The sequence below is a fragment of the Paenibacillus helianthi genome (assembly GCF_001909055.1).
GTDB classification, from domain to species: domain Bacteria; phylum Bacillota; class Bacilli; order Paenibacillales; family Paenibacillaceae; genus Paenibacillus_AQ; species Paenibacillus_AQ helianthi.
Window position 1 is genome coordinate 154200 of sequence record NZ_LVWI01000059.1, and the last position, 22260, is coordinate 176459.

Genomic DNA, 22260 nt, shown 5'->3' on the forward strand with positions numbered 1-22260 from the left:
CAGTTAAAGTTTTATTTACAGTCTTATCTTAGCGTATAAATTCTTAACGGGTCTTTAGACAGTTCTTAACCAATTCTAAAATCTTTTTACGCGATATGTAATCTTAAGATCACCACAAAACCGCCATCCATATTCCTGCAATTGATATCTCCGGACATTTTGTTCATCAGGTATTTTGCAATGTACAAGCCAAGCCCTGTTCCGCTTTTGCCCACCGCATTTTTGGCGCGATAGAATTTATTTAATAAAAGTGGGATTTCCTCCGGGGAGACCCCATGGCCATAGTCTTTGAACTCGATCTCCAGATATTGTCCTTTGATGCTTGCCGATACACTTATGGATGTACCCGCGTATTTATAGGAGTTGCTTATCACATTGTCAACGACCTGCAGAAGACGAAGCAGATCTACAAGCACAATGCATTCAGGGATAGACGATACAACAGCTCTGTTATAATAATCAACATTTTGGATCAAATCCCCCAGTACTGTACTCGACTCCTCCGTTACTGTAACATTCAGCTCCTGTAACTCTTCTAATGTAGCATTGAACAAATTCGTGATCAGTGTATTGATCTGGTCAGCTTTTGAATTAATCACTTCCAGCTGATTGATGTCATCCTCAATAACCGAATTCAGAATCATAACCTCGGAGACAGCCTTAATCGAGGCGACTGGTGTTTTTATATCATGGCTAAGTGACGCTACCAGCTCCTTTTTGCTCTGATTCGCCATTCTTTCATTCTCACGCGCTTTCGCAAGTTCCTCTCTCATCAGGTCAAAGCTTTCTGCGAATGCACCGAACCCATTGCCCTCTTCCATTTCGAGCGGCATGTCCAGCTTGCCCTCTGCCACATGACGCGCAAAGGCCTGCAGTTTACGAAACGGACGAAAAATCGATCTGTCGATATATACTGCATAGATCAAACAAAATAAAGTGATAAACATGATCATCACTCCAAAAAAAACAAGCAGGTTGTTCCTGTATTTCTCCCATAGCTCGCTTGTATTATTAAAAATAATTACTTTCCCCAAAACCGTGCCATTTCGCGTAATATCCACAATCGTATCCCGGTTATGAATTGCAGAGTCAATATCCTCACTTAATCCACGCCTTGTGGCCCCAACCAGATCGCCGCGGCTATCCAGTACAGTATATTCCAGTCCGTATTGCCGGCTTGGTAATTCTGACTGCTCCTGACTACCCCAATGTTCAGCAAGCGATTGTGTAATATCATTCACAGCAACAACATCGATTCCTGCTTCATTTAAGCTGCGAAAAATAAAAAGAATGACACCAATGCCCATGAATAGAATGGCTACAGCCAAAAACGTTACCTTTTTGATGCTCATCTTCCACCCCTAGTCGGCTTCAAATGCATAGCCGGTCCCCCATATCGTCTTGATGTAATGCGGCTCATTAGGGTTCTTTTCAATTTTTTCACGCAGTTTGCGAATGTGGACATTTAAAGTTCCGTCACTCGTAAACGCATCGTTCCAAACGTTTGAGAACAATTCTTCTTTAGCAAGCGGGCGATTTTTGTTTTGGATTAAATAGGCTAGCAGCTTATATTCCATGGCCTTTAATTTAATTTCGCAACCATCATTCATAAGCTTTTCCGTGATTAGATCCATTGTAAAACTCCCAAAGCTTAAAACATCAACATCGCCCCTGTACCTTTTTAATACCGTTTTTACCTTGGCCAAAATAATACTGAGTGCATACGGTTTTTGGATATAGTCGTCACCACCGATATTCAGTGCAAGCAGCACATCGTCATCACTTGTTCGTGCACTTATAAACAATATCGGGATATTGGTAGTACTTCTCAGTTTTTTACATATTTCAAATCCGGATGATTGTTGCCCTAAATTAATATCCAGCAGGATCAAATCAGCTTTATTTTGCGTAAAAAACTCAAAGCATGCCTGTTCATCAGCTACCCAGAAGGTTTTCACGCCAAGCATATTAAAGTATTTGCAGGTGCTTTTTGATAGCGCTTCTTCATCATCAACGATTAAACAGTCATACTTTAACATCCTTTTTCCTCCCACAAATAAACTCGAATAACAGAAGCTATTATAGCATATTGAAAATAGGGTCAAAATTAAAAACGCTTTGGGGAGGTGGTCCCCAAGCGTCTTCTGGCCCGTGAATAAAAGAACAAAAAAAAGCCCGGCGATTGCTCACCGGACTGCTGAATGGTTGTTACCCCTCGATTTCTGTCTATAGCTACTTCTCTTGCTTTAGATCAGAGTGAACTCTTGCTCTACTGCTTTCTCTACCGTGTAGTACTCTTCCCCAAGAGCCTCTGCGACGGCCTGGCAGGTGATTTTGCCATTGGCTACATTGACGCCGCTCTTCAAGCCTGCATTGTCTTCAATCGCCTTGAACACACCTTTATTAGCAATTTGCAGCGCATAAGGAACCGTAACATTGGTTAAAGCCATGGTCGAAGTTTTGGCTACAGCGCCCGGCATATTGGCTACCGAGTAGTGTAGTACGCCGTATTTCTCAAATACCGGGTTATCATGAGTAGTTACCCTGTCAATCGTTTCTACGATCCCGCCCTGGTCAATCGCTACGTCTACAATGACAGAGCCGGGCTTCATCGCCTTGACCATTTCTTCAGTAACCAGCTTCGGCGCTTTCGCACCCGGGATCAGCACTGCACCTACCAGCAGGTCCGCTTCGGCTACAGCCTTGGCAATGTTGTAAGGATTAGAGATCAGCGTATGAATCTGTGCGCCAAAAATGTCATCCAGCTGGCGCAGTCTGTCTGCGCTGAGGTCAACTATCGTCACTTCGGCGCCGAGGCCGATGGCCATCTTGGCTGCGTTGGTACCCACTACACCCCCGCCGATAATACTGACCTTGCCTCTGCTGACACCGGGAACCCCGGAGAGCAGAATGCCTTGTCCGCCGTAGTTCTTCTGCAGGAACTGTGCGCCGAGCTGCACGGACATCCGCCCGGCTACCTCACTCATCGGCGTCAGCAGCGGCAATGTGCGTCCGTCGACAACCGTTTCGTATCCGATAGCGAACACGCCTTTGTCCTTCAGGGCGGTAGCCAGAGCCGGCTCTGGAGCCAGGTGCAAGTAGGTGAAGAGGATGAGTCCCGGACGGAAGTAGCCATATTCGCTTTCCAGCGGCTCTTTAACCTTCATGACCATTTCCGCAGCCGCCCATACCGCAGCAGCTTCAGCGATCAGTTCAGCACCGGCTGCGGCATACTCTTCATTCGGGAATCCGCTGCCTAATCCGGCTCCGGCCTCCACCAGCACTTGATGCCCGTCACCTACCAGACTTACGACTCCTGCAGGGGTAATAGCGACACGATTTTCGTTATTTTTAATTTCCTTAGGCACTCCAATAATCATTGTTCATCGCTCCCGTCTGTTGTGATTCCTCTTATGTAAAGAATGATAACATAGTAATTCTTTTTGTAATTTGGGTAAAAAGAAAAACATTATCTGCCATGATTGTGTTTTAACACAATGCAGGGGGTAAAAACCCTATACCTGAACACCGTAACCATTGGTATAACTGACAAAACCATCATCAAACAGACAACAAAAGACACCGTCGCCGGTGTCTTTTGGAACTGAACTAAATATAGCAGGTAAGAAACCAGGTGCCGCTATTCACATAAGGTTTCCATTCCGTCTTCATATCCGCGTCATGTTTCATCACATTCATTACTTAGCCAATACAGAAAGCACCGTTTCCAGTACGACATTTACACCTTGCTCGCACTCCTCATAGGAGGTGAGTTCTTCCTCACAGTGACTTTTTCCGTTTACGCTCGGCACAAAGATCATGGCTGACGGAAGGAAACCGGCCACGAATTGGGCATCATGCCCTGCACCACTGGCCATTTTTTTGCTGGAGTAGCCTAGGGTCGATGCCGCCTGCTCCACCAAAGCGCAGATTTCAGGGTCGAACCACACGGTATCACGGCCCCACAGCTTGGTCTTCGAGACCGTACAACCCAGCAGCACTTCAGGCAGGCCGTCAATGATATCCTCTACCGTGCGGACAATGTCCATGTCCTTGTGTCTGGCTTCAACGGTGAAGATCACCTGGTTCGGGATCACCGTATGGATATTAGGCAGCACATTCATCCGGCCCATGGTGAAGACCAACCCGGAATCGAGCACCCCCAGCTTACGGCGCAGCTCGGTAATCAGGTCGGTGGCAGCGAACAGCGCATCCCTGCGCATATCCATCGGTGTGGTCCCGGCATGGTCGGATTCGCCCGTCACTTCAATCTCATAACAGGCCATACCGACGACGCAGTCAACCAGGCCGATGGTGAGGTTTTCTTTTTCTAGCACAGGTCCTTGTTCGATATGCAGCTCCAGATAAGCAGTTGCTTCCTTGATCCGGTTCGCGGCATCCCCCGCATATCCGCTCGCCAGCAGCGCTTCCTCAAAGGTCGTCCCTTCCGGGTCCTTTTTCTTCAGCATCTCTGCCTTATCGAACTTGCCGGAGAGCACGCCGGAAGCCATCATCGAAGGCTCGAAGCGCGCACCCTCCTCATTGGTGAAATTCATGACCGTCACCGGAAGGCGTGGCGTAATGCCATGATCAACCAAGGTTCTTACCACCTCAAGTCCGGCGATAACACCGAGCACCCCGTCGAATCTGCCGCCTTTCTTTACAGTATCCAGATGGGAGCCGATCACTACGGGCGGACCTGCTTCCGTCCCTTCAAGCGTCGCGTACATCGTTCCCATATCATCTACTTTGACCGTCATTCCCAGTTCTTCACAACACGCAGCGAAGTAATTCCGCACCTTCACATCCTGCTCCGACAGCGACAGCCGGGTCACTCCATTATTCTCCGTACGCCCATAATCGGCAAAGGCCTCAATCGTATTCTTCAATCTCTCACCGTTCACGAATATTTGCTTCAGCTGCATGGCCCTATCCCTCCGCTTCGAACGCTTAGTTATATAAAACGAGCTTAAGATGTTCGATCGGTGTTATTCGTCACTACGGTGAATGTTTGGACTTCCGGCCGCTGTTGTCTACAGATTTCTTGATTTATACCGCTATTAGCGGTGGAAATCCGTAGACAAAGGCGGACGCTACCGCTCCTCCAGTTCCAAACTTCCCCTCCGTAACTTTCACCTTGTCGTTTTTAAGGCCGTTTTATACAGAATCTTTGCTTTCTATATATGTTATACCATTCCGCCTGATTGTCATTTTACACACTGTAATAATTATTTTTTGGAATTGTTCACGATGTGTTACATCGGTTCGGCAGAAGTTTGATAGAATATGAACAGCAGTCAGCAGCAGACAGGGCTGGCCAACCATTGTGAAAGGGGCGTAATCATTTGAACACCATTTTGCGCAGCAGCTCAGCACAGGCTGAGATCAGTACCCTGGGGGCGGAGCTTGTCAGCTTCACCCGAAAGGACACAGGCACCGAATATATCTGGAGCGGGGATGCCGCCTATTGGACAGGCCGTTCTCCGGTCCTGTTCCCCATCATCGGCGCCGTCCGCAGCGGAGAGATCAAGGTACAAGGACAGGCGTACAAGCTTGCCAATCACGGCTTCGCCAGACGCAGCGAGTTCACAGTTGTTGAAGCAAGTGAGTCCCGCGCGGTATTCCGGCTCACCAGCAGCGAGCATACCCTCGCCAGCTATCCGTTCCAATTCAACCTGTATATTACATACACGCTGAATGAAAACACGCTTAAGCTGGACTACCGGGTAGAGAACATTGATCAGCAGGATATCTTCTTCCAGCTTGGCACCCACCCTGCTTTCAATTGCCCGCTGGATGAGAATGGAAGCTTCAGCGACTATGTACTTGAGTTCTCCGAGACCGAGACGCTGGAGCGGGAATTTCTGAATAGTGCGGGCCTGCGGATCAGCGGCCAATCGGAGCCAGTGCTGAAGGGCGGGCGCATCCTTCCATTAACCCATGAGATGTTCAAGGACGACGCGCTGGTCTTCCAGAATGTAGCCTCCCGGCAGATCACGCTGAAGAGCAAGCTTACCGCAAAAAGCGTGGCCGTCTCCTTTGAAGGCTTCCCGGATCTCGGCATCTGGCAGAAGCTGAATGCACCTTTTCTCTGCATCGAACCTTGGCAGGGATTTGCGGACCGCGATACGTTCGACGGCGAACTGCAGGACAAAGAAGGCGTAATCGCCCTGGAACCAGGAGCAACTTTCGCCAGCTCATTAACGATCGAAATCAATTAAAAAAGCCAAAAAAAGGCCGTAGGTCACCTTTCAGGTGCTACGGCCTTTTTCTGTTGATATGATTTTATTGACTAAGCGTTTCTCCGCCTTCATTATGCATCGCGTCTGGTCCATTTTTGCTAATTACTCTGACAAAAATATTCAGCACCACCACATGAAATCAGGGCATTTTTTTGCCCTTCATTCCCTGCTCCGTGATATTCAATAAGTAAACTAAAGTAGTATATACAACCTTTCTCTGCCAATAGTAAGCTTAAGTTAGCTTATAATCCCAAGTTATATTATCAAACATAGAATGGGAGAATTGGATAAGGGAGTGGAGTATATGCAAGGATTGTCAGTGGTTATCTGCACGAGGAATCGGGTACAGGACCTGACACGGTGCATTCATTCTATAACTAATCAGGACATAGGCCGGACCTGCCCCATAGAGGTTATCGTTATAGATGACGGTGCCATACCTGAAAAAGTCCTGGGCGAGTTCGAAACATTACTTACCGCGTGCGGTTATCCCTTTATCTATCACAGCAAGACGGACCGGGGGCTATGGCTGTCCCGGATCAAGGCAGTGGAGCTGTCCACTATGGATAAAATCCTGTTCCTTGATGATGACGTCGAAATCCCCGCTCATTACTTGTCCACGCTGAACCAAACCTACCTCGACTATCCCAACTGCTCAGGGGTTGGCGGCATTGCCATCGGGATGCACAACAGCTTCCTTGGCACGATCCGTTGCCTGCTGTCTTTTCAGCAATCTTTATCCAGCGGCAAGCTCTCCCTAAGCGGCCAGGCAGGCTCCATGTACAATTGGCATAAGGCGAGGAAGATCTTCAAGACCGAATTCCAGCATGGCTGCAACATGTCGTTCAAGAAGGAGGCCATCAAGGATCTGGGACCTGTGCCCTGGCTCAAAAGCTACAGCGTCGGCGAGGACATTCTCATGTCACGCATCGCCCGCAAATCCGGCCCCCTATATATCAATCCCGAACTGAAGCTCCTGCATCATGAGTCACCAGCCTCCAGAGATAACCTCGAAGATGTGGCCTATACCCGGGTACTGAACCATGTGTATCTGCTGAAGGATAAGAAATCAGGTCCTGTCGGATATCTCGCTCTCGTCTGGACCACGCTCTACCTCATTCTCCGGGAGCAACCTAAGAAGAATGTCGCCGCCATTAACGGCTACAAAAAAGGGCTGAAGGAAATCTTCTCCAGGCAGACCGCGAGGTAAAATCACTGCTTCAGGAAGGGAGTGGCCGCATGAGCCTAAGCATTGTAGTTCCCATGTACAATTTAGAACATTATGTTGAGCCCCTGCTGAACTCACTCCTGGATCAGAGCGAGAAGCGGTTCGAACTGATTTTGGTGGATGACGGCTCCAGGGACCGTACGGCTCAGGTTGCCCAGGAGATGCTCGCAAGCCATCCCATTCTGCAGGCTAAGCTGATCCGCACGCCTAATGGCGGGGTCAGTGCCGCCAGAAATACAGGGCTGGCCGCAGCAAGCGGAGACTATGTGCTGTTCCTGGACGGCGATGATTATGCGGACAGCAGTCTGGTACAGCGTGTAGAGTCCTGCACGGCGGACGGGAAGACGGATATTCTCTGCTGGGGCTATAACCTGGTCCGCGAGGACAGGTCAACGATCGTGAGCTTCACTTCAGACGCTGGGGACACTACGGGAAGCGAAGCGCTGAAGAATATTTTTGTGCATAAATCCTTGAGAATCTGGACCGGCAGCATCGCCTTCAAACGCAGCTTTCTGCTGGAGAACGGCATCTCGTATACCGAGCGCTGTGTGAACGGAGAGGATCAGGAGTTCATCTATAAAGCGTTGTCCAGGGCCTCACGGGTCATCTCGATCCCCGACGTGCTGTCCTATTATCTGCAGCGGACATCTTCGATCACGGGGACGTATAATGTGAACAAATTCGATGTGGTCGCCGCCTTCAAACGGGTGGATGAATATTTCAGCGATCATCCTTTTAGTGAGGTCCACACGATATCCGGCCTCTTGCTGAACCGCGAGATGACCGAGAATTACTTCTACAATCTCAAGACCTGCCTGAACGGCACAAGCGGCATCAGCACCCGCAAGCTGCTTCATGATATTGACCTCGCCTACCCCGGTGTGAATCAGGAGATGCTTGCGATCATGCGCAAATATCAGGGGGATGACCGTAAGCTAGCTTTTCAAATCAAGGTCTTCTTAATTTCCCCGTCCCTGTACGGGCGGTTGGTTCATCTGGACCGCAGCTGGCTGCAGTTCAAACAGAAGCTCAAAGCCGTGATTAGCAGAAAGGACATTAAGATATGAAGAAGAAAATGATGATCTACGCATACACGGAATTCAATCTCGGCGATGATCTGTTTATCAAGGTGCTGTGCGAACGCTATCCCGACACCCAGTTCATGCTTATTGCCCCGCGGCTGTACAAAGTGGTGTTCAAGGATCTGAACAATCTCAAGGTCTATGCATCGGACTCTGTCCTGTTTCGGGGAATCAACTACTTCTTCCGCAAGCTGAAGCTGCATCCCAACTTCATGCAGAAGATGCTGGTGGATCAGGGGGATGGCACAGTCCATATCGGCGGGTCTATTTTCATGCAGGGCGAACACTGGACCGAATACGTGGCGAATAACGAGAGCCTCCGCAATAAAAACAAACCGTATTATCTGATGGGCGCCAACTTTGGTCCTTTTACCGATAACGCCTATTATGCGGAGCACCGGCGGATCTTCCAGGAATATGCCGACGTCTCATTCAGAGAACAGTACTCCTATGATTTGTTCAAGGATTTGGGCAATGTCAGAATGGCACCGGATATTATTTTTCAGCTCCAGTATGATCAGGCTGCAGGAAAAGCCCCGGAAGGGCAGTATATCGCCATTTCGGTGATTAAGCCTTCCTCCAAAGCCCTGAGCGGTTTTGACAACCTCTATTATGAAAAAATGAAAGATGTTGCAATCCATTTCATTCAGCAGGGCTATGCCGTGCATTTTCTGTCGTTCTGCCAGCATGAAGGCGACCAGGAAGCGATCGGACAGATTTTGGGCCTCATTCCCGCAGAACTGCAGCGTGAGACACAGGTTCACTTTTACAAAACGGATATGGATGAGATTCTCGCGGCGCTGGCGGGTGCCAGCTTCATCGTTGCTTCCCGCTTCCACGCGATGATTCTCGGCTGGGTATTCGGCAAACCGGTGTATCCAATAGCGTACAGCGGCAAAATGATCAATGTCATGAATGACGCTCATTTCGGCGGGCTGTACACGGATTTCGCGCATCTGGCCGAGGTGACTCCGCAGCAGGTATTCGAGAGCATGGCTGTGAACAGTCTGAATGTGACGCTCCAGGCGAACCAGGCAGAGAAGCATTTCGAGCAGCTCGACGCTTACCTCTCACCGGCACCGCTTGTGGAAGGGAGAAGAAGTTATGAAAGCTAAACGCAGCATGCTGAACCTCGGCTTCGGGCTCACGAGCCAGGTCATCACCATTATTCTCGGCTTCTTCATCCCCCGGCTGATCATGGTCAATTATGGATCGGAAGCCAACGGTCTGATCGCGTCCATCGTGCAGATCATCAGCTATTTCGCCCTGCTCGAAGCCGGTGTCGGCGCAGCTTCGCTGCAGGCGCTATATAAACCCGTTGCCAAAAATGACTACAACCATATTAATTCCATTCTCGCCGCCACCTCCAGCTACTACAAAAAAACCGGGATTTATTATTTCATCTCGGTCGTGCTGCTGGCGGTCATCTACCCGCTGGTGATCCATTCGGAGATCAGCAAGCTGAGCATTATGGCGATTATCCTGTTCTCGGGACTGGGCGGAGCAATCAATTATTACTACCAGGGGAAATTCAGAGTTCTGCTGATCGCCGAGGGCAAAAGCTATATTGAAACCTCCATCGTCACGATTGCGAACATTCTGAACAACGTGGTGCGGATCATCCTGCTGCTGCAGGGCGTGGACATTATCGCCGTGCAGGCGTCCTTCTTCGCGCTGACCGTTCTGCAGATGATTGCCTTCTATATCTATTCCAAGCGTTATTACAAGTGGATTGATCTTGGACAGAAGCCGGACTTTGAAGCCATCGGGCAGAAAAATTCAGTGATGGTGCATGAGATTTCCTATATGATCTTCCGCAACACCGATGTGCTGATCCTGACGATTTTCACTAACCTGAAGGTAGTCAGCATCTACGTCATGTACAATATGATCTTCACGATTGTCGACAACATCGTCCAGACCGTCAACGGAAGTGTGAAGTCAGCGCTGGGACAGAGCTATCATGAGGGCAAAGAGGCTTTTGTCAAATTCTATGATGCGTATGAGGTCTACTTCATGGGCCTGATCTTCTCGATCCTGACCGTCGTATATATTCTCATTCTGCCGTTCATGCGGCTCTATACGGCTGGTGTCAACGATGTGAACTATATCAACTTCTGGCTGCCGGTCCTGTTCGTGGTGATCAAGCTGTTGACCAATGCCCGCACCTCATCCAACAATCTGATCACAATCGCCGGACATTTCCGCAACACCCAGTTCCGTTCGATTATGGAGTCGGCCATCAACCTGGGCGCTTCGATCATCTGCGTCCTGTTCTTCGGGATCTACGGTGTGCTGATGGGAACCATCGCCGCACTGCTGTACCGTTCTATCGATATCGTAGTGTACGCCAACCGGGTACTGCTGGAGCGCAGCCCTTGGATCACCTTCCGCAGATGGCTGATCAATGTTGGCGTGTTCGTGGCTATTGTCTTCATCACCACCAAGCTCGACCTTAGCATGACCTCCTATACCAGCGTAATCCTATGGGGCGTAGTACTCGGTCTGGTCATCCTGCCCATCTACTACATCGCCGGTTCCCTGATGGAACGCGAGGTGTTCCTCTACGCCTGGGGCTACGCCAGACGCTTCAGAACCAAGATCAAGCTGAAGCGCAGCAAGGTCACGGTCAGCCAGACGTAAGGCGGCAGCTCTTCAGCTGTGTTGGCGGAAATACTGCGCGGGCTGCATTGCGTGGATTCAGGCGGCGTAAGAGCGGCACCGGGGCTGCATTGCGTGGCATTCAGGCGGCGTAAGAGCGGTACCGGGGCTGCATTGCGTGGATTCAGGCGGCGTAAGAGCGGCACCGGGGCTGCATTCCCCTACAGAGCTCACTCGCTATCCCGGCATTGAACCGGCACCGTCCCGACCCTGCGCTAAGTGGAAAAAAGTAACCTAATTCGTTCGATTTGGCTTGTTTTGAGCATTTAAGTGGAAAAAGTAAACCTAATCCTCCTCATTCGGCCGAATTTCGCTTATTTACGCTGATTTAAGTCTACTTTTTCCCACTACCGCTACCGGAAACTTTCGCCCGATGGAAATAAGTGTAGAAATTCCCACTAAATATATACGGGGCTGACGGATGGCTCACCTGAATTAGCGTTTGTCCACGGCATAGCTGCCTGAAGCAGCAATTTTGGGGGGCCTAGCTCCACAAAACGAAGCAGAGGCTAACAAACTTTTGAAGATAGGCTTCCGAGGCCGTTTTTTTCGCAGCTGAATCGGGGGATATTATTCAAAAACTTTTGAGGAGGTCCAACTATGGCTCACAGCGAGGAATTGCACCAGGCCGGATACCGCCTGCTAAACCAGCTCAACGAAGCTAGACAGCATCTGCCTGCCGGGGCGCTGTCCAGCGAAGAGCTTATACGAAGATGCAGAGACAGCATTGGCAGCGAAGCCGACGCGGGCATACGGGGGAATCTTGAGAATCTGGCCGGGGTGATCGAGGCCTATCTGTCGCAGCGCGCCTCAGCGGATGCACTGGATTTTTACTTGTCCCAGCAATTCAACATTCAAGCCGTGAATATCCTGGAATGGATGAAAGGTCTTGCCGGGTTAAGAGCGGACGGCGGAGAGCCGGAGATCCTTTTTCCTTCATCTGCTGACCCCTACACCCTTCCCAAAGTCAGTGTAATTATTACTACTTATAATAGAAAAGACTTCCTGCATCAGGCCATTCAGAGCATCCTGCGTCAGGATTACCCCCATAAGGAGATTACGGTGATTGACGACTGCTCCAGCGACGGTACGGCAGAACTCATGGGCCGGAATTATGGCGATGATCCGCGTGTAATCTTCATGCAGAATGAGACCAATCAAGGCCCGGGGAATAACCGGCGCAAAGCGCTTGCCGCTCATGGTGACGGTGAGTATATTCTGTTCCTGGATGACGACGACTATCTGATTGACCGGAGCTATTTCAGCCGCGCTGTCCATTTCCATCAGGAGCAACCGGAGATTGCTTTTGTGGCTGCAAATGTGTTCCTGGAGTATTCCAAGACCGAACAGCTGAAGCCTTCCAGCTTGCAGCTAAACCGGATTACCCCGAAGGAAGCCTACTTCAAGAATTTCGAACAAAAGGGGTACCCCAAACCAGCCTCAACCTTGACAGCGGTCTTCAAGCGGGAAACGCTGATGAAAATGGATATTCTGAACATGAACATGGTCAACGACGCTTCGATTTACCTGCGTGCCCTGCTGATCGGGGATGCCGGGTTTATCGACACCCTTGCCGGAGTGTACCGGATTCATGGCAACAATATTACTTTTAACCTCAGCCAGTCCTTTCTGATCGAGAATTTGGAGGAAAAACGGCTGATCCGCAATATGGCCATCGAACGCTACGGCTACAGCAAGACGGAAATGAACGAATGGTTCAACCATAATGTGTATGACACCATCTCGTATTACCTGATGAATTCCGCCAAAAGCCACACCGATTTCAAGTCAATGTACAGCTGGGCCAGCGAACATTGTCCCAAGGCCTACAGCCAATTAAAGCGCCAGTTCCGCACCAAGCTCATGAAAAAGCAGCTGCTGCGCGTGTCGTTTGTCCGGGCTTTGCTGAACCGGTAGACTTTCCTGCGATGATGATAAAAAAGGATGATAGTGTGCATGGGCACAGACTACCATCCTTTTGGGGTTGGGCAGCCCTGATCAGTGTGATCCTTAAGCCTCCGCCAGCAGCCGATCCAGCAGCCCGAATGCCGCTTCCAGGTTCGCCTTGGGAATGCCGCTGTACATATCTCCAATGCTCAATTCATAAAAACACGACGACTCGTCGCTCTCCCTCAAACGCGGAGTAAACCCCACACCGGTTGCTTCGCTGACCCGGGTCAGAATCCGCTCTACCTTCACCTTGGACAGGGCAAAATGCACATGGAACATGTTCGACACCGGTACTTCCGGCAGAGTACTTACGTTATGACAGCCGTTGAACAGAGCCGCAAGCTCCTTGGCCTCCGCATAATATTGAGCCATCTTGTCCACTCTCTGCCGGTAATAATGCCGTGAGGGGATAATGTAGGGGTACAGGCTGATCAGATCGCCGCCATGCCGCCGTTTCCAAATTTTCGATTCTTCGGTAAAGTCCGCACTTCCCGCAAGAATGGCCCCGGCAATTCCGCCAATGCCTTTATAAAAGGAGATATATACGCTGTCGAACAGGCTGCAGACTTCAGCGGCGGTTTTGCCGTAATACGGAAGCACCTCAAACAATCGCGCCCCGTCCAGATGCAGCATAATCCCCTGCTCACGGCAATAGGCGGACTTCAAGCTCTGCATACTCCGGAAGCTGTCCGCCAATCTCGCGCTGCGGCAGCTCCAGCAGGAGACAGGCTACTCCCTGACCCCTGTTCTTCACATCTTCAAGTGTAATCAGGCGGTCCTTGTCAGCGAGCAGCAGCGGCTCCAGATGATGCAGCTCTTTTAGCCCATCCTGCTCATGTATCTCCAAGTGGCAGAGCGGGTGGTACGCTACAGACTTGCTACCCTTACGGTCGCTCCAGATCCGAAGTGCAATCTGCTGTGCCATCGTACCGCTCGGGAAAAATACAGCCGCTTCCTTACCCAGCACCTCTGCCATTTCCGCCTGAAACCCCTCGATCAGCTCACCTGTACCGTACATGTCACTGACCACACTATCCTCTACCCCGGCAAAAGCTTCCTTCAGCACCCGGACCTCCCGTTTGCCGTGGCCTGCCAGCTGTAATGGAGCCGCATTAAATGCTTCCAATAAGGTTTGGCTGTTATCGCTCATGGTTTTGCTAATATCCATACTCCTAACTCTCCTCTCCGCCTGCTTGGGTCTAGCCCATCCGACAAAATTATACCATTTCCCGCCGGAAACCCCCTTTTTTTCAAAAGTTCACGGTTTGTTCCCCGCTGTTCAGGTGAAATTACTGCATCGCTGTGCTACAATATTGGAATTGCAAAGGCAATCGCTTAGGGAGGTTTATTACAACACCATGCTCATTATTGGTATCGCCGGCGGGACCGGCTCCGGCAAAACGACGGTAGCACGCTCCGTCATTGACCGTTTGGGAACAGACAAAGTGACGTTCATATCTCAGGATAACTACTATAAAGACCATTCTTACCTCAGCTTCGAGGAACGCGGTGCGATCAATTATGATCACCCCCTTGCTTTTGATACCGAGCTGCTGATTGAGCATTTGGAATGCCTCCAATCCGGACAGGCTGCTTATGCCCCGGTGTATGATTTTACGATTCACGCCCGCTCTACCGACAAGACCGTTGAACTGCTGCCGAACAACATCGTTATCGTAGAGGGTCTGCATGTGCTCTCCGATGAGAAGCTCCGCGGGCAGCTGAATATTAAGGTTTTTGTCGATACCGACCCGGATGTGCGCATCCTCCGCCGTGTGCTGCGGGATATCGAAGAACGCGGACGGACAATCCGTTCCATTCATTCCCAGTATCTGACCACGGTCAAACCGATGCACGAAGCCTTTATCGAGCCGTCCAAGAAATACGCCGACCTGATCATCCCCGAAGGCGGGCAGAATGAAGTAGGCATCCAGCTGCTGTCCGTACTTACAGAGAAGTATCTGTCAGGCGACCATCAGTGGACCATGAAGTAAAAGTTGAAGACTGTACAGGCCGCCGGGAGCTCCCGGCGGCCTTTTTGTGTAGAACGAGATTTCACCTTACATAGGTCACGGACAGACCTGCTTTTTCCACATTGAACCGGATGCAGAATTTCTTATTGGTTATTCAGCTTGCTGATTGTTATTTTTTACAGATTGATCATGAGGTACTCTGACGGTTACGGAAGAAGTCTCTTTATTCCCTGCCTTGTCGGTTATTGTATACGTAATTGTGTAGATACGGCCCACTGCCTTATCCTTCCCTTTTTCAGCGCGTAAACTAAAGGATGTAGCTGCTGTTCCTACACTGGCTTGAATATCACCTTGACCACTGTCCGGTTCATTGATCGTAATAGAGGTTAATATTACCGATTCAACCCCAGATGTAGCATCACCCGGATTCAATGCAGCGTGAATCGTCACCATTTTATGATTGGCCGGCCATAGGGTTGTTGTATCCAATTGGACGGTTAGCGCTGGCGCCGTCTTGTCTATCTTCAATTCAAGAGTTTTGATGGGTTCGACATTGCCTGCCTGATCCGTGCTGCGATAGCCTACGGTATAAATTCCTTCACCAAAGGCGGGAATAGATCCGGTATACGGGGTCCATTCCCCGTTATTGATCTGGTACTCCGTTTTCGCTACACCGGATACATTGTCGCTTGCAGCTAAACTTACATTAACCTCCGATGTATACCATCCGGATTCTAAAGGACTCGCGGAGTCCAAGCTGGCTGTGGTGACCGGCGCGGTATGATCCAGCTTAAACGTCCGGGTCTTTGGATATTCGGCTCCTCCGGCCGCATCCGTTGAATAATAGGCTACGGAATATTGCCCATCCTCATGAAATGTAACCGGACCGGTGTAGTTGCTCCACGACGTTCCGTTATCAACGCTGTACACTGCGCCGGTTACAGTTCCTCCTGCTTCAGCGGCAGTAAGAGTCAACGATACCGGGCTAATATACCAGCCCTGCTCCCCATCCGGTAATGCCGGTGAGAATGAAGCCGTCGTGACCGGTGTTTTCTTTTCCACAGCCAGCCACGCCAGTACAGGATCACTGCCGCTGACCTTGCTTACGCTGATTTGTATATTCTGGGCTTTAGCCAGCGTAAATTCTATCTTCTCCTGATCGGCTAGGGTTGCTTTGTTGATGGTAAAACTCTTAGAAGCAAGTATGCTGCCGTTGGCATCCTTGGCTGAGAAGGTCATGCCGCGGGTGGCTCCCCACCATTCCTTATAGCCGGAAATCAATGTGTAGGTTCCAGGGTCCAAATGAACGGTGTAATTGATGCTCTTATTAGCGTAGGCCCACCAGCCGCTCTCATAAATGCTGCTGGTACTGGTGTGATACCCAATGTCAGTACCGATTTTACCAGTGTAGCCCCATTGTCCGTTGTATGCCTGATCAGACACTGCGTTTACCAGCTGTCCACCCAGTTTAGCCTTAGCTGCGTTATAAAAAGCGGAATTGCCCTGGGAACCTCCGCTGATGAAGTAGGTTAGTCCCGCATTTACCACATCGACCGTGGCACTCACTTGATATCCGGGCAATGTGCCCGTAATCTTCACAGATGTATAAGGACTAAAGGTCACACCGGCCGTATTCCAGATGACCGGCACCGTAACCGTATTCCCTGCAGCATTCACCGCCTGAAGTGTTGCCGGAAGGCCAGAGGCCCCTTCCCCCGTGGTCACCGCATATTCCGTAGGACTACTCACGGAGACAATGATGTTCGGGTCGATGATATTGAAGTCTTGGGTCATCACACCGCTTGATTCCATGCCCTCTGCGTAGGCGACCGCCTTGAGAATCGTGTGGCCCAGCGTCAAAGTGACCGGAGTGGTATAGAGCGTACTGTGATTTGTAGGTTCTGTACCATCAGTCGTGTAATAGATCTTGGCTCCGTCGGCCTTACTAGAAAGTGTTAGGGTCTGATCTGAAGTGTACCTGCCGCCCTCTTCACTTGCTGCCGGCAGCGGGGCAAGCGGCCTCGTGAGGTTGTTCGCATACACCTGGACCTCAAGCATGCCGTTCTCCCAACTGGCTGTGGAATTGCCATTGTGTGCATTAATGACGGAGGTAACATAGAGCCGCACATACCGGTATTTCCCCCCCAGTGTATTGCTTTTGAAGCCCGTCATTTTATTTTGGGTCTCATCCGCCAGGACTGTCCAGTTCTTGTTGTCATTGCTGCCTTGTACCGTATAGTCGTAATAGGCTTCGGAACCATTGAATTGCTTGAAGCTGATATCCGCGCGGGAAAGATCAAATATCTCCTGCAAATCAATCGTTACTGCGTATGGGACCTTATTTTGCTGATAGTATAGTGTACCTGCCGACCATGTATCTGCCTCATCGTAGGAACCATCGTTGATGTACTTCAGCAATTTGCCGGAAACGACATTGTCTTCACCTTCTACCGGTTTGCCTTGCGAAACATTGGATACATCCGGGAAATGAAATGCTCCGGTCACAGGGTCGAGGGACCACCCCGGTGTATAGCTCATGGTCATGGTGTGTGTGGCACTGTCGATGTTCAAGGGCAGCCACACATAAGCGGAAGTGCCTAGAGCTTCGGGATTCCAGCGGTCGCCCATGTATACATATTGCCTGCTGCCATCTGCCGCAGCAATCTCCATAATGTTGGTGGGCTGGCTGTAGAAGGTGGTGTTGTTGCCCACGGGCTGGAGAGCCGACCATCCGCTTGAATTACTGATATCGGTGGTGAAGGAATACATGGCCTGATTCGGATACCAGCCTGACTGACTGGAGGTAATGATATAGTAGACGCCATTAGCCTTGATCATGGCAGGCGCTTCCCTTCTTCCGCCGCTAAACAGCAGATAGGAGTTTTGCCAGTCAACATTCGTGCTGTTCTCCGTAAGCTTGTACACGCGCATGTTCTGCCAATCCTGAGTGCTGATCAGGTAAGCTTCGCCGGTGCCAGGATCCTGATAGACGGTGAAATCGCGGGAGCCATAACCCCATTTGCCGTCCGTTCCCGTATAGGACTCGTCTTTTTCATTAGGGTCCCCTACATAGCCAACACCCGGACGGAAATTATGAAGTACGGTGTAATGTCCGTCCACTGAACCTGCGGAAGCAATCAGAATATGGGAATTCCCATAGCTGGTCCCGTTTTCCCAGTGGGCGAACAGAACGAACTTCCCGCTGGCCTGATCATAAATCAGCTTCGGACGCTCCATATTGAACTGCTGGGTCTGGGGGCTAATGAGCCCGGGTGTTGTAGCTGTGGTATATCCAGGGTTTGTCGTATTGGACAGGATCGTAGACACAAATTCCCAGTTAAGAAGATCCTTCGATCTGTACAGATTAATGCCTGTAGTATTGTGGGAATTGCTGGATTTATTCTCTCCGACCCAATAATACCAGCCGCCCTGCTGCACGAAGCCTCCGCCGTGGGCCTGAATAGAATTTCCGGCAGTGTCATTCCACGCCGCACCAACCGGAACACTTGTATAGGGACCCGCAGGTGGTGTACCGTTGACGGTCAGTTCACTTGCCGTTCCGGAAGTGGTAGCGCTTACAGTAGCGGACATTGCAGGAATCATTCCAATAATAAGGATTAGGCCAAAGAAACCTGCCAGAATACGCTTCATTCCAATGTGTTTCTTGTTCATTTCTACAGCTCATCTCCTTTTTTCTACTGCTGTTAAAATAACAAGGCACTTCAAAATACCTCCTGCGGCTACATCCTCCTCCTCCCCGGAATTAGGTGATGACACGTGTTCTCCGTGAATTGTAAGCCCTTTCTCAGGCGTGCGTATAGTGAATTATTTAAACTTTTAGGGACATTCCATAGCTTTTGGTGAATGGTAAATACTTTTGAACAAGATTTCCAGAATTGATTCAGCGTTCAAACCAGATGCTGGAATCTGAGGGCTCAAGCTAATTGTGTAAATTGCGGAGGGATAAAAACTTGACAAAATTTTGTTAACCGGTAAACTATTATTAACTGGTTAACAAAAATAGGGAGGTGCTCCTATCACATCTAAAAAATATCAAGAAGCTTTTAACGCAATCCAAGGTTTTATTCTGAAGAAGGAAAGAAATATTACACGAAGAACTACTGAAAACGATAAGACGAAAGAAGTACAACCCTCAACCCGGAAATGGACAATTACTCAACTCCATATTCTTTCTCTAGTAAATGAGAACCCAAATGGATGGAATAATACACTACTGTCCACCGAGCTAAACGTGTCTAAGCCTGCCGTGACAAAAGCTGTGAATGCGCTTATTGAAAATGATCTACTTCTATCCACTAAAAAGGCTGAAAATAACAAAGAAGTTTATTATGACATCACACACCCGGGAAGAGAACTAGCAGTCGAGCATGATAAGCTTCATAAAATCATTGAGGGGAAATATTATGACTTATTTCGCACCTTCTCTGAGGAAGAACTCGATGTTGTTATTCGGTTTCTAGATGGTTGGTCAAAACTCATATAACCTAGGAGTGATTTGAAATGAATAAAACAGAAGCGCTTCAATTTTTAACAGATATGTACAACGATATTGTGGTTGGTTTGAATTTAGAAAAGATCCCTGTCTATTTTAGCGAAGAATATTATCAGGTGACGGATGGGGTAAAAACGAACAAAGAGGAGTTCACGAAACATATCGCTACACTAAAAGAAATGGTAGAAAAAATTAGAGTTTCGCCTTTCTATGATACATTGTTTGATGAGGAGCTACAAACAATGACATTACGCTATACGGTAGATGTTACAAAGAAAAATGGAAATAGCGGACAAGTTGAATTAATTGCTATCTTTGAATTGGAAGGCCACAAGATTCTTCGCTGCAACGAAATATCCTGTCCGCTTAACAATGCTGACGAATTCAAAGAAATTGCTAGTGTTAGTAACTAACCGGGGTCATAACCAATAATACGATGATAAAGTGAAAAGATATTCTCGAGCCCAGCTCGCCAATCGGCGGAGGGGCTTTTGTTTTCCACAAGCCAAATCTCCCCTCTAGATACCCGCATCGCCCTTTTCTAAATGTCATGTTACTTCACACAAATACTCATAACCCCAGCAGATCAAACCGAAAACCCAACCGAAAATTCTATTTAGCGTTATATTTCTTCACTGGTAGCGCTTTATCTGATGAATTGGGGGTTGATTATTTCCAGCCCATCCTCTATGATAATCTCATCAGGTTATTTATAAAGTTTAAGCGATTAAACTTTATAAATTATATTTCCTTTATTAACTCCATATTACAACGTTTATTTATTATAAAAGTTAAAGCGCTTAAACTTACAAACAAGAAAGGCTGGTGTGTTAGTGATTAAGAGTGAAAGCCGGCGGCAGACCTTCTACATGTATATGTTCATTTCCCCGTGGTTAATCGGTTTTCTGGTGTTTGCTTTGTACCCTATTCTTTCGTCGCTGTATTACAGCTTCACGGACTATGACATCATCCACCCGCCGAGATTCATCGGACTTGCCAACTACACAGAGATGTTTCACAACGAGCTGTTCTGGAAATCAGTCACGGTCACCCTGAGGTACACCTTCATCAGTGTGCCAATACAGCTGCTGCTCGGTCTTGGTTTCGCCCTTCTGCTGCACCAGACGATCCCGCTGCGCGGATTCTTCCGCACCGCGATGTATTTTCCCAGTATGGTGTCCGGGGTGGCGATGTCACTCCTGTGGTACTGGATCTTTAACCCGCAGATCGGCCTTTTCAACTACATGCTCTCCTGGTTCGGCATCCATGGCCCGGCCTGGCTGATGAGTCCCGACACGGCGCTGTATGCACTAATTATCATGTCCTTGTGGACCGCCGGTTCAGGCATGATCCTTTTCCTCGCCGGGCTGCAAGGCGTCCCTGCCAGTCTGATCGAAGCCGCCAACCTGGACGGGGCCGGACGGTTCAGGATTTTCCTGAATATCACCCTGCCGATGATCTCGCCGGTACTGCTGTTCCAGCTCATCATGGGTCTGATTGATTCATTCCAGGTGTTCACCCAGGCCTTCGTCATGACACAGGGCGGTCCTAACTACTCTACCTGGTTCTATGTCTACAATCTGTACACCAGCGCCTTCAAGGAATACCGTGCCGGCTACTCCTCCGCGCTGGCGTGGGTGCTGCTGATCGTGGTTATGGTGTTCACCGCTATCATTATGAAGCTGTCGAACCGTTATGTGCACTATGAAGGAGGCGGACGCCGATGAGCATCGTCAAAACAGCCAACCACCGTGCACCCGCTTCTGCGCACCGCCGGAGGGTCGATCCCGTGAAGGCAGCCAGCTTCATCACTTTGCTGATTACCACCTTTCTTATGCTGCTGCCGCTGTTCTTCATGGTCTCCACCTCACTGAAATCGAAGCGGGAGATGCTGAAGTTCCCGCCGACCTTTCTGCCGGAGAGCTGGGCGTGGAGCAACTACCGTGAGATTTTCGACACGCTGCATTTCGGTACCCTGTACAAGAACAGTCTGACCATCGCTGTGCTGACTGTCATCGGCACCCTGATCTCTTCGGCGCTGGTCGCCTACGGGTTCGCCCGGTTCAGGGGCAGAGGCAACCAATTCCTGTTCATCCTGCTGCTCAGCACCATGATGCTGCCGTATCCGGCGATTATGATCCCGCAGTTCGTGCTGTTCTCCCATATGAACTGGATTGATACCTTCCTGCCGCTGATCGTGCCCGCATTCTTCGGTTCAGCCTACAACATCTTCCTGCTGCGGCAATTCTTCTCCACGCTGCCCGAGGAATTGTTCGATGCCGGCCGGATCGACGGCTGCGGTGAGCTGCGGATGTGGTGGACGATCGCCCTGCCGCTGTCCGCCCCGGCACTGGCAACCGTTGCAATCTTTGCTTTTATCTACAGCTGGAATGACCTGCTTACACCTGTGCTCTACTTAAGCTCATCGGAGAAATTCACCCTGCCGGTGGGCATGGCCTCACTCACCTCGTCGCGCTTCCGCATCCCGCCGTGGCACCTCTTGATGGTTGCTTCCGTACTGGCGATGCTTCCCATTGTGACCTTGTTCGCGGTCGCCCAGAAGCAGTTCGTGGAAGGCATTGTTCTGACCGGCATCAAGTAATCCCCGCCC

Annotated in this window: 16 protein-coding genes and 1 pseudogene; 11 read left to right on the top strand and 6 right to left on the bottom strand. The window is 49.7% G+C overall.

Annotated elements, in window-relative coordinates:
• Positions 1-86: 86 nt before the first annotated feature.
• From A3844_RS22480 to A3844_RS22495, 4 genes are all read right to left on the bottom strand, one after another.
• Positions 87-1352 (bottom strand): HAMP domain-containing sensor histidine kinase, encoded by a 1266-nt coding sequence (locus tag A3844_RS22480; RefSeq protein ID WP_083606972.1) that lies wholly within the window; start codon positions 1350-1352, stop codon positions 87-89.
• A 9-nt stretch (positions 1353-1361) separates the two neighbouring features.
• Positions 1362-2039 carry a response regulator transcription factor gene (locus A3844_RS22485; protein WP_074108518.1) on the bottom strand — a complete coding sequence of 226 codons (678 nt, stop codon included), beginning with the start codon at positions 2037-2039 and terminating at the stop codon, positions 1362-1364.
• 207 nt (positions 2040-2246) lie between these two features.
• Positions 2247-3380, bottom strand: coding sequence for an alanine dehydrogenase (gene ald, locus A3844_RS22490; protein ID WP_074101458.1), 1134 nt, complete (start codon positions 3378-3380; stop codon positions 2247-2249).
• A gap of 318 nt (positions 3381-3698) precedes the next feature.
• The gene (locus A3844_RS22495) at positions 3699-4925 is read right to left on the bottom strand and encodes a Zn-dependent hydrolase (protein ID WP_074108519.1); all 1227 of its coding nucleotides are present in this window, start codon (positions 4923-4925) and stop codon (positions 3699-3701) included.
• Between the two features lie 420 nt (positions 4926-5345).
• Between A3844_RS22495 and A3844_RS22500 the strand changes: the two genes are divergently transcribed.
• The 6 genes from A3844_RS22500 to A3844_RS22525 all read left to right on the top strand — a co-directional run bounded on the left by A3844_RS22500 (position 5346) and on the right by A3844_RS22525 (position 13130).
• Positions 5346-6221, top strand: coding sequence for an aldose 1-epimerase family protein (locus tag A3844_RS22500; protein WP_074088814.1), 876 nt, complete (start codon positions 5346-5348; stop codon positions 6219-6221).
• A 325-nt stretch (positions 6222-6546) separates the two neighbouring features.
• On the top strand, positions 6547-7452 hold the full coding sequence (locus A3844_RS22505; RefSeq protein ID WP_074088813.1) for a glycosyltransferase family A protein: 906 nt from the start codon (positions 6547-6549) through the stop codon (positions 7450-7452).
• A gap of 29 nt (positions 7453-7481) precedes the next feature.
• Positions 7482-8537: a glycosyltransferase family 2 protein gene (locus A3844_RS22510; protein WP_074088812.1), complete on the top strand. Its 1056-nt coding sequence runs from the start codon at positions 7482-7484 to the stop codon at positions 8535-8537.
• Positions 8534-9667, top strand: a complete 1134-nt coding sequence (locus A3844_RS22515; RefSeq protein ID WP_074108520.1) for a polysaccharide pyruvyl transferase family protein — start codon at positions 8534-8536, stop codon at positions 9665-9667. Before A3844_RS22510 ends, A3844_RS22515 begins: the two co-directional genes overlap by 4 nt.
• A complete protein-coding gene (locus A3844_RS22520; RefSeq protein ID WP_074108521.1) occupies positions 9657-11195 on the top strand; it encodes a lipopolysaccharide biosynthesis protein in 1539 nt (512 codons plus the stop codon). The genes A3844_RS22515 and A3844_RS22520 overlap by 11 nt, the downstream gene beginning before the upstream one ends.
• Before the next feature lie 618 nt (positions 11196-11813).
• On the top strand, positions 11814-13130 hold the full coding sequence (locus A3844_RS22525) for a glycosyltransferase family 2 protein (protein ID WP_074108522.1): 1317 nt from the start codon (positions 11814-11816) through the stop codon (positions 13128-13130).
• A gap of 93 nt (positions 13131-13223) precedes the next feature.
• On the opposite strand, the pseudogene A3844_RS22530 reads toward A3844_RS22525, so the two are convergent.
• Positions 13224-14313, bottom strand: a pseudogene (locus tag A3844_RS22530) (threonine aldolase family protein).
• A gap of 208 nt (positions 14314-14521) precedes the next feature.
• On the opposite strand from A3844_RS22530, the gene udk reads away from it, so the two are divergent.
• A complete protein-coding gene (udk, locus tag A3844_RS22535) occupies positions 14522-15157 on the top strand; it encodes a uridine kinase (protein WP_074088808.1) in 636 nt (211 codons plus the stop codon).
• 129 nt (positions 15158-15286) lie between these two features.
• Here udk and A3844_RS22540 read toward each other — a convergent pair whose 3' ends face one another.
• Positions 15287-18808 carry an OmpL47-type beta-barrel domain-containing protein gene (locus tag A3844_RS22540; RefSeq protein WP_074108523.1) on the bottom strand — a complete coding sequence of 1174 codons (3522 nt, stop codon included), beginning with the start codon at positions 18806-18808 and terminating at the stop codon, positions 15287-15289.
• Positions 18809-19307: 499 nt separating this feature from the next.
• On the opposite strand from A3844_RS22540, the gene A3844_RS22545 reads away from it, so the two are divergent.
• The 4 genes from A3844_RS22545 to A3844_RS22560 all read left to right on the top strand — a co-directional run bounded on the left by A3844_RS22545 (position 19308) and on the right by A3844_RS22560 (position 22251).
• A complete protein-coding gene (locus A3844_RS22545) occupies positions 19308-19640 on the top strand; it encodes a MarR family transcriptional regulator (RefSeq protein WP_256701662.1) in 333 nt (110 codons plus the stop codon).
• A gap of 17 nt (positions 19641-19657) precedes the next feature.
• A complete protein-coding gene (locus A3844_RS22550; RefSeq protein WP_074108524.1) occupies positions 19658-20062 on the top strand; it encodes a nuclear transport factor 2 family protein in 405 nt (134 codons plus the stop codon).
• Positions 20063-20518: 456 nt separating this feature from the next.
• Positions 20519-21376, top strand: a complete 858-nt coding sequence (locus tag A3844_RS22555; protein WP_074101484.1) for a carbohydrate ABC transporter permease — start codon at positions 20519-20521, stop codon at positions 21374-21376.
• Complete coding sequence (locus A3844_RS22560) at positions 21373-22251, top strand: carbohydrate ABC transporter permease (RefSeq protein ID WP_074108525.1); 879 nt, start codon at positions 21373-21375, stop codon at positions 22249-22251. Before A3844_RS22555 ends, A3844_RS22560 begins: the two co-directional genes overlap by 4 nt.
• Positions 22252-22260 lie beyond the last annotated feature (9 nt).

Coding starts and splice junctions, on each gene's coding strand:
- A3844_RS22480 (WP_083606972.1), bottom strand. CDS start 1,352: ATGAGCATCAAAAAGGTAACGTTTTTGGCTGTAGCCATTCTATTCATG.
- A3844_RS22485 (WP_074108518.1), bottom strand. CDS start 2,039: ATGTTAAAGTATGACTGTTTAATCGTTGATGATGAAGAAGCGCTATCA.
- ald (WP_074101458.1), bottom strand. CDS start 3,380: ATGATTATTGGAGTGCCTAAGGAAATTAAAAATAACGAAAATCGTGTC.
- A3844_RS22495 (WP_074108519.1), bottom strand. CDS start 4,925: ATGCAGCTGAAGCAAATATTCGTGAACGGTGAGAGATTGAAGAATACG.
- A3844_RS22505 (WP_074088813.1), top strand. CDS start 6,547: ATGCAAGGATTGTCAGTGGTTATCTGCACGAGGAATCGGGTACAGGAC.
- A3844_RS22510 (WP_074088812.1), top strand. CDS start 7,482: ATGAGCCTAAGCATTGTAGTTCCCATGTACAATTTAGAACATTATGTT.
- A3844_RS22515 (WP_074108520.1), top strand. CDS start 8,534: ATGAAGAAGAAAATGATGATCTACGCATACACGGAATTCAATCTCGGC.
- A3844_RS22520 (WP_074108521.1), top strand. CDS start 9,657: ATGAAAGCTAAACGCAGCATGCTGAACCTCGGCTTCGGGCTCACGAGC.
- A3844_RS22525 (WP_074108522.1), top strand. CDS start 11,814: ATGGCTCACAGCGAGGAATTGCACCAGGCCGGATACCGCCTGCTAAAC.
- udk (WP_074088808.1), top strand. CDS start 14,522: ATGCTCATTATTGGTATCGCCGGCGGGACCGGCTCCGGCAAAACGACG.
- A3844_RS22540 (WP_074108523.1), bottom strand. CDS start 18,808: ATGAACAAGAAACACATTGGAATGAAGCGTATTCTGGCAGGTTTCTTT.
- A3844_RS22550 (WP_074108524.1), top strand. CDS start 19,658: ATGAATAAAACAGAAGCGCTTCAATTTTTAACAGATATGTACAACGAT.
- A3844_RS22555 (WP_074101484.1), top strand. CDS start 20,519: ATGTATATGTTCATTTCCCCGTGGTTAATCGGTTTTCTGGTGTTTGCT.
- A3844_RS22560 (WP_074108525.1), top strand. CDS start 21,373: ATGAGCATCGTCAAAACAGCCAACCACCGTGCACCCGCTTCTGCGCAC.